Below are 14,085 nucleotides of genomic sequence, written 5' to 3' on the forward strand. Positions count from 1 at the left end.
CTGAAAACAGGCTCAAAACTACTTTGAAGCTGAAATTTGCCTTTTTAGTTATACCGGCCCTTCCGCTGCGGGTCTTGCAGGAACAGCTGCAGGAAAATCTTTTGGTCAGTAACCACGGAACGTTGGGTTGGGTAAGCTACTAAGCGTCGGTTGGTGGTGTACCCAAAATGCTCGTAACCCATGCTTAAGTTTTTGTACACCTGCACGGTGATGCGGGGCCTGATGATGCCAATGGAATTTGTCCCTTCCAAGCCTTCAAAGGTTTTAAGCCAGTAGTGGTAGTATACAAAGGCAGCCGAGGCATACTTGCCCAAGCTCAACGTACTTTCAATTTTTCCGTGCAACCCGGTGGTGTAGACATAATCCCGAAGGCCATTTTCATCTGGGGCAAAACGGGTGCTGTTCCCGGCCAGGGGAATTACTCCCAGGTGCGCGTTGGTGTATAGGTTCAATTGGTTTGTAAGCGGAAGCCTGGTAAAAAGCCCTCCTCCAAAGCCAAGGGCCCCAAGGTCAAAGTTGCGGGTGTTCCAATAATCATAGTACTGTAAGAGACCGGTGAGCACATCCAGCTTTCCCAGGTGCCCGTTCCGCCCGAAGATGAGGCCGTACCCGGTAATGTTGTTGATGGTCCCAGAAATGGTGTCATCGCCGCCTTTGCTGAATTCGGCCCGAAAGCGGAACAAGTCAAACGGCTTGCGTTTCTGCAGCTCAAAAGGATTCCCATAATCTACCTGCACGTTCAGCATTCCCTTGGTATCTCCCGGCCCGAATAGATCGTCCTGCCGTTTGTTCTGGCGGTGTACCCCGGCAAACAACGTAATGTTGATGGGTTCTTTTTCGTATACCTCTTTGTTGGTGACCTGGAAGGTTTTACCCTGCAAGAGGCGGTTCAAACCTCGTACGGGGTTTACCACTCCGGCGGCAATCTCCCGCAGCGCCCTCTCCCGGCCCCGGGTACGGTCATCCAGTATGTTGGAACTCAGTCGATAGAGGATTTCGCCCAAAGCAGCCCCGTTCAAAGGAGTATAAATCATGTCATTGTAGGAAGGCAAAGTGTTTTCCCCGAAGTACTCCCAGGTCAGGCTTCCGGTCACGGCAAAAGGAAGCGACTGCCAGTAATTGTAGCCCTGCGACCGAGCGGCATTGAAATACAGGGTGCCCTGGTACGGATGGCCAATGAAGTTTATGCCAAACTCATCTGTGTCCCACTCAGGTTCAGAACGAAGGTTCTTCTTCCAGGTCTCCCGGCTTACGTAGCCGTAATCTGCTTTGGCCATGTACCGGTTGTATCCCATAAAGAGGGCGTTTACTCCTACTACCTGGGCGGTGGGTTTCCAAATGGTTTGCCGCTTGTTGTATTCAGGATCATCATGGAGTAGGTCTCCATACTTGTTGAACAGCGTGGTATCCAAAAGAAAAGCATTCTTCGGCTCAGTACCTCCCTCTGCATCGGTGAACAACCTTTTTTTGCGTTCCTTTATCTGTTCCAGTTGCGCTTCTCGGGCGCCCCGACCGGGTTTGATAGAGTCTGGCGCGGTTATAATTTGCGCCTGCGACATACTTAGGAAACAGAGAAAAAAGATAGAAGAGAAAATGTATTTCATAGTTCTGCAATGTAGACCAACAGGTAAATTCCTTCCATAAAGCGGGCATTTAGGATAAAGCCCCCGGTACCTACACGCTTCATACGTCAAAACAGGCATAAAAGTGGTATTTACCCAAGCCTCTCTAATATATTCTGCTTTCTATATAGCAGTCTTCAGCTTGTTTATGCCTTATTTTCAGAAATTTACCTCTAAATACAAATTGTCTTTTTCTTTAAAAAAATTAGGCAAGTAACCCTGCTTTAAACGTATTTAGCATACCCAGCTTTTAAGAAAAGTGAAAGTGTGGCTGAGATTAAGTAAATTAAATTTTGTAGTAAGAAACTCATGATGCGGTGGATAGACGTGATCAAGTATGCGAAATACAGCAACCCAGAACCTGACCGTTTGGTAGTTAAAACTGAGGCTGAATGGCAGCAATCCCTCACCCCTGCCCAGTTCCAGATCCTGCGGCTGAAAGGAACCGAATCTCCGTACCGAAATGCTTTCTGCCGATCTTATGAACCCGGCGTATATGCCTGTGCCGGCTGTGGCAGTCTCTTGTTCAACTCCACTGAGAAGTACCACGCCATTTCCGGGTGGCCAAGCTTTACCCAACCTATCACCAAAGGAGCCATTAAGTACTTGTTTGACGACAGCCACCTCATGCAACGCATAGAGGTGCAGTGCAATGTCTGCGATGGTCACCTAGGTCACGTGTTCCCTGATGGGCCAGAACCCAGTGGCTTACGCTACTGCATCAATTCTGAAAGCATGATCAGATTAGACCCTATTTCGGAAAAAGATGCAGAAAACACCTGACCTGGTAAAAGAATTTCTATTGCCAATATTGTGGGATTAAATTAGCACGCGTATCGTCCCCCTTCGAAGGGGGGTAGGGGGATGATTACTCGTGCGGGTTAGGTATTCCCGAGAATCATTTTAAAGTTTTCTGTTACAGCTGTTCATTGTTTCTATAAGCGTCTTTGTCATCCCCCTACCCCCTTCAAAGGGGGACGATATACCCAAAAACATAGAAAAGCCCCATGCACTCTCCCAACATAGAGGAGCACATGAGGCTTTTATATTTGCTTAGCTTTACCTATTTCTTAGAAGTCTTTTGCTTTGAGGCTTTCTGACCAGGAACCGGGAAGCCACGATCGCGCATAAGCGCGTCATTTTTGGCATCACGGCCTCTAAACAGGCGGTAAGCCTCCGCAGGGTCCATAGAGTTGCGGGGAGCAAACAGGTATTTCACCAGTTTAGCTGCCACTTCTTTGTCATAGAATCCTCCCGGCGCCTCTTCAAACGCTTCGGCGGCATCTGAAGTCAACACATCGGCCCACAGGTAGCCGTAGTAGCCGGCAGCGTAGCCTTCACCAGAGAATACGTGGGTGAAGTGCGGCGAGCGGTGACGCATTACAATCTCTTTTGGCATCTTCAGGGCTGCCAAGGTTTCGCGCTCAAACTTGTCGGGGTCTAATCCGGTTGGGTCAGGAACCGTATGGAATTTCAGGTCCATCAACGCCGAAGCCAGGAACTCAGTGGTTTCAAAGCCTTGGTTAAAAGTGGCCGCTTTCTTCACCTTCGCTACCAGGTCTGCCGGCATCACTTTACCGGTTTTGTGGTGCTTCAGGAATTGGTTGATGACCTTATCAGTAGACAACCAGCGCTCCAGCAACTGCGATTGGAATTCAGTATAGTCACGCACACCGCTGTTAAGGGTTGGGTATTTCACATTAGAGGCCAGGAAATGCAGCGCGTGCCCAAACTCATGGAAGAAGGTGGTAGCGTCATCCCAGGAAACCAGTACCGGTTCACCCGGAGCTGGTTTGATGAAGTTGGAGTTGTTAGAGGCTAATACTGTTTTCTTGCCATCAAAGGTAGAGAAGCTGCGGTACTGTGAGGCCCATGCTCCGGAACGCTTACCCGGACGGGCAAAGGGGTCCAGGTACCACAAGCCCACATGTTCTCCGGTGGTTTTATCGGTTACTTCCCACACTTTCACGTCTTCATGGAAAACAGGCACTGTTCCGGCTGGTACAGGTTTGAAGGAGAAGTTGAACAATTCGCCTGCTGTAAAGAAAATAGCTTGGGTCAGGTTGCCCAATTCTAGGTATTGCTTCACCTCGTCTGAGTTCAGGTCGTATTTCTTCTTACGCACTTTCTCAGCATAGTAGCGGTAATCCCAGGGAGCAATGGTGATTTTGGCACCGCTCGCATTGGCTACGGTCTGCATGTCTTTTACCTCTTCTTTCACCCGGGCCAGGGCTGCAGGCCATACTGCTTCCATCAGGTTCATGGCATTCTGCGGGTTCTTTGCCATGCGGTTCTGCAAACGCCATTCAGCGTAGGTGTCATGGCCCAGCAGTTTCACACGCTCATCGCGCAGACCCAGAATACGGGTAATGTTCTGGTTGTTGTCGTTCGCATCCCCATTGTCGCCGCGTGAATAGTAGGTGTTCCACACTTTCTCCCGCAAGGCCCGGTTATCTGCATAGGTCAGGAACTGGTCCATGGAAGAGCGGGTGTTGGTGACCGCGTACTTGCCTGGCTGCTCGTGGTCCTCGGCCGCTTTGGCGGCGGCTTTCACAAAAGACTCCGGTAAACCGCCCAGCTGTTCTTTGGTGAAATAGGTCACGTACTTCTCTTCATCAGCGAGCACATTGTTTCCGTAGGAGGTGTACAGCGATGACAGTTCTTTGTTGATGGCGGCATACCGCTGCTTGGCCTCTGCGCTCAGGCCAGCCCCTTCCATGGCGAAGTCTTCATAGATCAGTTGCACCACGCGTTGCTGATCGGCTGGTAAGGGAGACTTCTGGGCGTTGTCATACACCGCCTTGATGCGCTGGAACAAACGTGGGTTCTGGGAAACTTGCGACCGGAAGTCAGAGATCTTAGGCGCCATTTCTGCCTGAATTTTCCTAAACTCGGGAGAAGACATGTTGCTGCCCCAGATGCCGTAGTAAATAAAGGCTCTGCCCAAAGCCTCGCCTGCTTTCTCATAAGGCACAATGGTATTCTCAAATGTTGGCGCCTCAGAGTTAGTAACAATGGCTTCGATGTCTGCCAGGTGCAGGGCCATGCCTTTCTCCAAAGCAGGCTTTATATCAGCTAGATCCATTTTGTTAAAAGCAGGAACCCCGCCGTACGGACCAGTCCATTCCTTTAACAAGGTATTTTCTAGCACAGAGGTACCGCTATTGCCATTATTCATCTCGGTTTGCGCCGGGACACTACTGGTTGCCGTGGAAGCACTTTGCTGTGGCTGTGTAGAGGTACAACCCACCAGTGCCAGCAAAACCAAGAAACCAGGTTTCTTGCCAAAAACTAAAGTTTGTTTGCTCATGATAAGTAAAGTTTGTTTCAGAGATGCCTCAGGCACTTCTTCGGGTAAATTGAAATTTGAAGGTACTAAAAACAACGCATAAACCTTTTGGATTATGCGAATGGCTAGGATAGCCTAAACTGAAGAAGCAATGAAACACGTTTCCGAGCTGTTGCTATGATATACTTTTTCCCACAACACCAGCTTTGTCAAATCAATGCAGATTCTCCCCTTCAGGGGAGCTAGAGGGGTGTTTACACAGGAGAACATGCATTCCAAATCCAATTTCATTTGTATCCTTCTCATTAGAAAAAGAAAGCAACCTCAGCAATGTATAGAACAGCAGGTGTAAACACCCCTCTAGCTCCCCTGAAGGGGAGAATCTTCTCAGCCAAGCAGCATCAGAGATCAGGCAAACACATTAAAGAGGCTTTCTGGCTACTCCTTCATTTGTCAGTTTCACCGGCTTTATGAAGCCTTGCTCATTAAAAAACATTTGTTCAATGCAGGTGACGCGGTGATCTCTGTCAATTTCGGTTAAGGGGCGGCGGTGGTAGACAATGTACCTTTCATCTTTCTTGGGGACCTGAATGACGGAGTGATGTCCTGCGCCGGTGGCGATGGCCGGGTCTTGCTGTAGGATCTTTCCTACCCGTTTAAAAGGTCCGAAGGGTGAGTCTGCCACAGCGTTGGCCACCGAGTAATCTGGTCCGGTCCAGCCGCCTTCAGACCACATGAAATAGTACTTCCCGTTCCGGATGAACATAAATGGGCCTTCCACATAGTTCTGCGGGGTGATCTCTTTGAACGTGGTGCCATCTGCAAAAGGAACAAAACCGGTGAAATCATCTTTCAGTTTGGCGATGTTGCAGTGCCGCCAGCCACCATAGATCAGGTAATATTGTCCGTCTTTGTCTTGGAACACAAACTGGTCAATTGGCTGCGCACCGTTATGAAACTTGTCCACTAACGGCTTGCCCAAGTAATCTTTGAACGGACCGTTAGGTTTATCTGCGACGGCTACGCCTATGCCGCCTACCTCCTGGTCACTTTGAATATCATTCGCCCCGAAGAACAGGAAGTACCTTTTGCCTTTCTGCACCACCGCCGGAGCCCACATGGCTTTGTTCGCCCATTTCACTGAAGCGGTATCAATAATCCGGTTATGCTTGGTCCAGGTAATCAGGTCCGGCGAGGAAAACGCATCCAGGTGCATCTGGTCTTTATACCGCGCGGAAAACGTAGGGTATATCCAGTACTTTTTGCCGAAGATGGTGCCTTCCGGGTCGGCGTACCACCCCGGATAAACAGGGTTCCCTGCGGTTTTTGCGTTTGTGCTGTCACTGTCGGTCTTTGTTTGCGAAGTAGTACATGACGAGAGATGTACGTATAAGAACGTAAATACCAAACAGGAACGCAGGAGCTTCTTCATCTCGGTTAAAACATGGTTTAGGAGGGAATATAAGAAAATGCCTGATAAACCGGGAAGGCCGTACAAAGGGATTGCCCCTATATTAAACGATATACACCAAAGTACATTTCTGCAGGGAAATTCTTGTGGTTGTCCTTTGCTGCAAGTCTCCTCACACCGTTCCCTGCCTGTTTTTTCATAACAACCCTAAAACACCAGAACGGCTCACTTGCTAGTGTAAAACCTGAACAGGAAATTCTTTCGGAAGAAAATTCCTACCTTCAACCCCTCAGAAACAAGAGCCACATGGCGGAAAAAGAACAGGTACCCACGCAGGCAAGTGTACACCCCACAGAGTATTTTTTGGAAGGCGTTGATGGGGCAACTCTCACCTATGCCCTTATTGCCCGCCACTCCTCCGCCGAGGCCATGGCGGGCGGCACCATCGGCTTTGACCTGCAACCTACGCACCTGGAGATTAACCGAGCAGTGATTTCAGGGGTGTCTCCGTTTGGCCGTTTTCCGGCCGTTTCGGTAAAACAGCTACCAAACGGACTGCTGCTTTCCTGCGGGTGCCAGGTGACTAAACGAGCCATGTGCGCGCACCAATCGCAGGTGCTGCAAACCCTGTTGAACCGGCAGGAGTTTAGGGTCTTTTTTGACGAAACGCTCCGGAAAGAAAAAATAAGACCGGTAGCGGCAGAGTACGGCCTGGCCGAAGAGGAAAACCTGGACCAGTACTTTTTGCTGGAATACGCGAACAAAAGCCTGCTCATCAAGCCCCGGTTGACAGAGTTGTTGCCTATTACGGAGGAATCACAGGCTTTTTTGAAGGAGAAGCTCGTGCCTAAACAAGGACTGCCCTTTCTGCCCTCGGGCCCCAGCCCCAAAGAAAATACGCAGCGCATCATTGTGTTGGGCGAACATAAATACTACAAGCACCTGAGCGTGGAACTGCTGGAGGCGACCTCCACGCAAACCGGAAAGATTAAGAACCCGCTCAAAGCGCTGAGTCCGCTGGATTTTGTCTGGCAAACCAACCAGCCCGAGGAACTCAAGTTCTACACGGCGCTATCCCGTTTTCAGAACAACTACAACACCGAGCCCTCCGAAGCTGATCTGGAAGCCCTGAAAGCCTTGGTGCAGAATCCGCTGGGATTGGACGTGTACCAGCACAACGCAGAGGTTTCGGCCAACATCACGGCCAGTTCGGTGTCACCCATCCAGTTGAAGAAAGCGCCCTTGGACTTGGTATTGGAGGTGCAGGTGAAAGACAACTTTTACTCGGTCACGGCACTGCTGCACATTGAAGACCAACCGTACGCGTTGAAGCACCTGCAACTCAAGTACGGTCATTTCCTCCAGGTTCAGAACAGTTTGTATTTGCTGCACAACCCAGACTTGCGGCGCGTCATTGATTTTTTCCAGAAGCGCGGTTATTACCTGCTGGTGCATGCGTCCAAGTTTGAGGAATTCCGGGAGAACATTCTGGCTAACCTGGAAACCCGAATCAAGATCTCGTACTCTTTCCTAAAGCCGGCCACGCCGAAGCAATTGGAAGAACAAGGCTTTGACGGAGGGCGGGAACAGATTATTTACCTTTCAGAATCTGATGATAACGTGCTGCTGACGCCGGTCATGCGCTACGGCCACGTAGAGGTTCCGGTGTTCTCACAGAAGCAGATTTACGCGACTGATGTGCTGGGTAATTCCTTCACGGTGACCCGCGACAAGGAAGCCGAGCTGCAGTTTCTGGCCGTGGTGCTCAAGCAGCATCCGTTCTTCAAAGAGCAACTGCACCTGGACTGCTTTTACCTGCACAAATACCGCTTTCTGGACCAGGACTGGTTTCTTGAGGCGTTTGATACCTGGCGGAACAAAGACATTACCGTGCTCGGCTTCAAAGAACTCAAAGCCTCCAACCTGAACCCGCACAAAGTCAAAATTACCATTCTGGTGACCAGCGGCATCAACTGGTTTGACACCTCGCTGGATGTGCAGTTCGGGAAACAAAAGGCCTCACTCAAGAACCTGCACAAAACGCTGCGCAACAAAAGCCGCTTCGTGCAACTGGACGATGGTTCTCAGGGCATTCTGCCTCAGGAGTGGATAGAGAAACTTAAACGCTTTTTTGAGCGCTCAGAGGTGGTGGGCGAACGCCTGCGCACGCCCAAAATCAACTTCGCCATCATTGAAGAACTCTACAAGGAGGAAGTGCTGAGCCAGGAAGTGCGCCAGGAACTAGCTACCTACCGGAAAAAGCTCGCCAATTTTGAAGCCATTCCTGAGGTAGCTGTTCCCGCCGAGTTGAAAGCCACGCTCCGCACGTACCAGCAGCAGGGCCTCAATTGGCTTTCGTTCCTGGACCAGTTCAACTTTGGCGGCTGCCTGGCAGATGACATGGGATTGGGGAAAACGGTGCAGGTTCTGGCTTTCCTGCTCTCGCAGCGCGGCAAAGTAGCCCGCAACACCAACCTGGTGGTGGTGCCTACGTCGCTGTTATTTAACTGGCAGGAAGAAGTGGCCAAGTTCGCGCCTTCGCTCAAAATTTTGACGGTGTACGGGAACCACCGCGTCAAAAATCCGCAGGAATTGTATGGATACGAACTGGTGCTCACCACGTATGGCACGCTGCTGTCAGACATTCTGGTGCTGAAGGAATATCGGTTCAACTACATCGTCCTGGACGAGTCGCAGAACATCAAGAACCCCGAGAGCCAGCGGTACCGGGCGGTGCGGTTGTTGCAGGCCCGCAACCGAATAGTGATGACAGGTACCCCGCTGGAAAATAATACCTACGACCTGTACGGACAGCTTTCCTTCGCCTGTCCCGGACTGCTGGGCAACAAACGCTTTTTCCGGGATCATTACTCCAAACCCATTGACCAGTTCAAGAGCAGCGTACGGGCCGCCGAGTTACAGCGTAAAATTAGTCCGTTTCTGCTGCGGCGCACCAAAGAGCAGGTAGCCAAAGAATTGCCGGACAAAACCGAGATGGTGCTGTATTGCGAGATGGGTACCGAGCAGCGCCAAGTCTACGCTGCTTATGAACTGGAAATCCGGGAATTCATTTCGGCCCAAGCCGAGGAGGAAATCCAGAAGAATCCCATGCACGTGCTGCGTGGCCTCACCAAACTGCGCCAGATTTGCAACTCCCCCGCCCTGCTGCCTGAGGAAGCTTCGTTTGGCGAGGCTTCATCTAAACTGAACGTGTTGCTGGAGCAGATTGAAAGCAAGGCGCCGCACCACAAGATCCTGGTGTTCTCGCAGTTTGTATCCATGCTGGAACTGATTAAGAAAGAGCTGAATGTCCGCGGCATCAAGTACTCCATGCTCACCGGTCAGACCAAAGACCGACAGGGCGCGGTGGCGGCGTTCCAGGAGCAGGAAGACGTGCGCGTGTTCCTCATCAGCCTGAAAGCGGGCGGCACCGGCCTCAACCTCACCCGCGCCGATTATGTGTACCTGGTAGACCCGTGGTGGAACCCCGCCGTGGAAAACCAGGCCATTGACCGCACTTACCGCATAGGCCAGGAGAAAAACGTAGTCGCCGTCCGCCTCATCTGCCCCGATACCGTGGAGGAGAAAATCATGAAGTTGCAGGCGAGTAAGAAAGACCTGGTAAAGGATCTAATTAAGACCGATGGTGGTATGCTGAAAGCTTTTAGTAAGCAGGAGTTATTGGCTTTATTGGGGTGAGTTAGGTTTTTGGGTGTTTTTGGGGATATAATCTTAAAATAGATGTACTATGGGTGCATGCCTAAAGCTGTTCCCTTGGTTTGTCCGCTTTTCTCGTAGGTGCATGTGCAGGGTTGTTTCATAAATGCTGCTATGCGCTCACGGCCGCGAGACCCCGTCTTCCCCTCTCGCACTGCCCTTTTGGCCTGAGCTGTCCGTACCTTTTAGTTCAAGTATATCTAGGGCCAAAAGCGAGGCGCTCGATGGAAAGACTAGAACGGGGGAAAGTAGCGGAAGAATGGGGATGACCTTTGCATCCCAAATCTTGGCCTTTACGCTTATGTTCAAGTAAGGTCCCTTACCCTCTCATTTTCAAGCATGTTTTGATTTCTGAGAACTCAGATTTACTTATGTGACTTACTAAATTGGCATTGATGAAGGAAGATCTCTCCCCCTTTTTTTGTTTTTGGGATTATTTAGACAAAACAGATTAAAAGCGGAAGAACATAACTGGGAGCTTGAAAGCCTCAGCAACGTTCTTCTGCTTTTAACCTGAATTTCATAAAACTGCCTGGAAGCTACAAGACTGGAGAATGGCTCCAGGCCTAGATTATTATTTCTGAGTCAGATCAAGTAAGGAGATGGTGTATTCTTTGGTGGAAGCGTTGTAGGAATAGCTGTACCGTTGAGGATACAAGCCTGGTACCTGGTACTGGGTAGGTTGCGGGATAGGAATGGTTTGGGTGCCTACTGTTGGCAAGGTATTCAGATAGGCCAGGGTGAACATAGGCTCATGGAAGATGAAATTTCCGTCAACGGAACCATAGATAAAGGTTTTAGCGAAGTTACCCGGTGAGTTGTTTACATCTGAGATATCAACCCAGTGCGCTCCCATGGCCGGAACCACGCCCGGGGTGAGTACATAATTTTGTGGCCTGAACTGCGAAGCAGGCATTTCGTCCATGGCAGCCTGGCCTTTAATTTCAGCTACTTCTTCCGGTGAGATCATGTAGAAATGCAGGTCAAAGTGAGGCACTCCGTACAAGGGTGCGGGGTCATGGCCCTGGGGGTTCCAATCCAGCATGACGTGGTCGTAAAGCGTTTGTTCTGCCTGTTCCGGTAAGTCGAGGATGTACATCCGCATGGCGTTGCCTAAGTTTCCTTTCACTGCCTGCTCAGAGAATGTGACGCCCAGAGAGACTGGCACTCCAACGTCATTAGTGGTCACCCAGGTTCTTACATTTCCCTGCGTCAACGCTACAATTGGACCATAAAACGTACCCGCCAGTTCTTCGTCATCGTCGTCAGAACAGGTAGTAAACAAGCTTAAACAGGCCAAAGCACTGCACCATAACACTGCCTTGGTAAATAGAAAATTCGTTTTCATAGGAGTAGACAAGATTTGGATTTGAAAAGAAGGGATGGGTCAGGTTCAGAAGTGCTTATCAGTAGAGGAGGCACTGACCGAGGGCGGGTGTGAAGTACAAGAAGGGCAATTTAATGGACGTGCAAAACGCCGGTAGATGGGGCTGAATCTCCGCTGAGGGAGGAAAGAGAAAGCTGGACACCCCGCGCAGTTTCCATAGTCTGAAAAGGGCAAGGTGATAGCGGTTTGTTTTCTACTTTGATTTTCAAAAAAGAGCATGAGGCGTTTCCTTATGCTTTGCTGTTCTTCAAACACCTTACCCGGTTCTTAGGGAAAAGGAACGTTGGTAAGATGAATGTCTATTGAAAATAACTACATTCTATTAATAATTCAACAAATAAGGAGTTTTATCTATTAAAATCATTATTTGTAAGTAGTCTTTCCTTCATGATCCTAGTAAAAAGCTTTTGCTTCTATCAGGATTGTAATTGTGAAAGCTTGTAAGTTGCTACCTCATTCCCTTAGAGTTAATCTCCGGCCGAAGCACTTCTGGTAAACCTAAGCCCTTCTATTGAGGTAAAGAGTAAGAATTATCTGTCTTCACCTAATCAAATAGGCGTGATCATCCGGAAAATCTCCTTTCTTCTTTTCTTCTTTAGCTTTATAGGTTGCACTAACCGCAATCTCCATAAAACAGGTCTGGTGGCAGATAAAGCCATGGTGGTGACGGCGCACCCGCTGGCCTCTGCCGTGGGCGCGCAGATCCTGAAACGCGGGGGAAATGCCGTAGATGCTGCCGTTGCCGTTCAGTTTGCCCTGGCCGTAGTGTATCCCGATGCCGGGAACATTGGCGGCGGCGGTTTTCTGGTACTTCGGCAAAAAGACGGATCTATCAATGCCCTGGATTACCGCGAGAAAGCCCCCGCCAAAGCACACCGCGACATGTACCTGAACGGCCAGGGCGAAGTCATCGAAAATTTAAGTTACAAGGGACACCTGGCGGCAGGTGTGCCCGGCACGGTAGATGGCATGGTGCAGGCGCATGAAAAGTACGGCAGCCTCCCTTGGACTGACCTGGTGCAGCCTGCGGTACTTTTAGCAGCAAAAGGGTTTCCCCTCACCCAAAAAGAAGCTAAAAAGTTGAATGAGCAACGAAAAGACTTCCTCCAATTCAACACCCAACGACCCGAGTTCATTTTGAAAAATCGCTGGCGGGAAGGTGATACGCTTCGCCTGCTTGACCTGGCCCATACCTTAGAAAGAATCAGAGACAAAGGAAGAGCCGGTTTTTACGAGGGCCCAACCGCAGCGTTGATTACGGCAGAAATGGAACGTGGCAAAGGCATTATCTCGAAAACGGACCTTGCCAATTACCGGTCGGTGTGGCGTACCCCTATTGCAGGACAAGTAGGCGTATACCGGGTTATCTCCATGCCTCCCCCATCAAGCGGCGGCATTGCGTTGATTCAGTTGCTTACCATTGCCCAAGACTATCCCCTGAAAGACTGGGGATGGAACACCGTGGCCACAAGTCACCTCATGGTAGAGGCTGAACGACGGATTTATGCTGATCGGGCACGGCACTTTGGCGACGCTGATTTCTATGAAGTTCCGGTAAAAGGCCTCTTAAACCCAGCCTACATCAAGAGCAGAATGAAAGGCTACACCCCTAAAAAAGCTACTCCCAGCGAGGAGGTTTCCGCGGGGGTGCCTCCCCTGCCTGAAGGGCCAAACACCACCCACTACTCTATTGTGGATGCCCAGGGTAACGCCGTGTCAGTGACGACCACCCTGAACAGCAGCTTCGGGAATAAAGTGTTTGTGGCCGGTGCTGGCTTCCTGCTCAACAACGAGATGGACGACTTCAGCATCAAACCCGGTTTTCCTAACAGCTACGGTTTGATTGGCGAAGAAGCCAATGCCATTGCTCCCGGCAAACGGATGCTCAGCTCCATGACGCCCACCATCTTGGAAAAAGACGGAAAGCTGTTCATGGTCATCGGGGCCATGGGCGGCTCCACCATCATTACAACCGTGTACCAGATCATCCAGAATGTAACAGTACATGGCCACACCATGCAGGGTGCCGTCAACGCCGGTCGTTTCCATCACCAATGGAAACCCAACTGGATTCTCACAGAATGGGGTGCACTAGGGCCACTAACCGGAGCCGGGCTCTGGATCAAAGGCCACAAGATTGCGCCTAAGTATGGGGGCATCGGGAGAGCCGCGGGTATTCTGGTTTTACCTAATGGGAAGCTGGAAGGAGGCGCAGACCCACGGGGCGATGATGCCGCTGCGGGATTTTAGATTAATCTTATTTATTTGAATTATAAGTGGTGGTAGTTCCTTGGAGGTACCCTTTTTCTGTTGGATCTTTAAAGAGGTAATACAAAAGGCTCTCACACAGACGGATACATCTTGTGTCCTAGCCAAATAACAGCACATCAAAAAGGAACTTCTTCCATTAGGCCTCAACTACTCCACTGCGGTGGTCAGCACAGATTCTCCCCTTGAGGGGAGATAAAGAGGGGTGTTTACATCTAGTGATTTAAAATTTTCTATTAGCTTCTTCCCCTTTGTATTCGCTACAAAAGGGGTATCAATATCCATTTGCATTATGCTGGAAACGTTTAGATCGACAGGTGTAAACACCCCTCTTCGCTCCCCTCAAGGGGAGCGAAGAGGGGTAACACTAAAAAGGGCAACCATAAGGGAT

The 14,085-nt window shown here is 50.1% G+C and carries 7 protein-coding genes; 3 read left to right on the forward strand and 4 right to left on the reverse strand.

The annotated features are described in order from the left end of the window. Nucleotides 1-44: 44 nt before the first annotated feature. Nucleotides 45-1,604 carry a DUF3943 domain-containing protein gene (locus tag DC20_RS00625; RefSeq protein ID WP_062542060.1) on the reverse strand — a complete coding sequence of 520 codons (1,560 nt, stop codon included), beginning with the start codon at nt 1,602-1,604 and terminating at the stop codon, nt 45-47. Between the two features lie 327 nt (nt 1,605-1,931). Between DC20_RS00625 and msrB the strand changes: the two genes are divergently transcribed. Continuing rightward, nucleotides 1,932-2,405 carry a peptide-methionine (R)-S-oxide reductase MsrB gene (msrB, locus tag DC20_RS00630; RefSeq protein ID WP_062542061.1) on the forward strand — a complete coding sequence of 158 codons (474 nt, stop codon included), beginning with the start codon at nt 1,932-1,934 and terminating at the stop codon, nt 2,403-2,405. Nucleotides 2,406-2,685: 280 nt separating this feature from the next. Here msrB and DC20_RS00635 read toward each other — a convergent pair whose 3' ends face one another. Both DC20_RS00635 and DC20_RS00640 read right to left on the reverse strand, forming a co-directional pair. Then, on the reverse strand, nt 2,686-4,932 hold the full coding sequence (locus DC20_RS00635; RefSeq protein WP_062542062.1) for a M3 family metallopeptidase: 2,247 nt from the start codon (nt 4,930-4,932) through the stop codon (nt 2,686-2,688). Nucleotides 4,933-5,332: 400 nt separating this feature from the next. Continuing rightward, entirely contained in the window at nt 5,333-6,343 is a 1,011-nt protein-coding gene (locus tag DC20_RS00640; protein WP_062542063.1) for a glycoside hydrolase family 43 protein, read from the reverse strand. 285 nt (nt 6,344-6,628) lie between these two features. On the opposite strand from DC20_RS00640, the gene DC20_RS00645 reads away from it, so the two are divergent. Next, nucleotides 6,629-10,021, forward strand: coding sequence for a DEAD/DEAH box helicase (locus DC20_RS00645; protein ID WP_062542064.1), 3,393 nt, complete (start codon nt 6,629-6,631; stop codon nt 10,019-10,021). Between the two features lie 592 nt (nt 10,022-10,613). Here DC20_RS00645 and DC20_RS00655 read toward each other — a convergent pair. Continuing rightward, complete coding sequence (locus tag DC20_RS00655) at nt 10,614-11,387, reverse strand: DUF5602 domain-containing protein (protein WP_062542066.1); 774 nt, start codon at nt 11,385-11,387, stop codon at nt 10,614-10,616. A 597-nt stretch (nt 11,388-11,984) separates the two neighbouring features. On the opposite strand from DC20_RS00655, the gene ggt reads away from it, so the two are divergent. Further along, nucleotides 11,985-13,676, forward strand: coding sequence for a gamma-glutamyltransferase (ggt, locus tag DC20_RS00660; RefSeq protein WP_062542067.1), 1,692 nt, complete (start codon nt 11,985-11,987; stop codon nt 13,674-13,676). Nucleotides 13,677-14,085 lie beyond the last annotated feature (409 nt).

The sequence above is a fragment of the Rufibacter tibetensis genome (assembly GCF_001310085.1).
GTDB classification, from domain to species: Bacteria; Bacteroidota; Bacteroidia; order Cytophagales; family Hymenobacteraceae; genus Nibribacter; species Nibribacter tibetensis.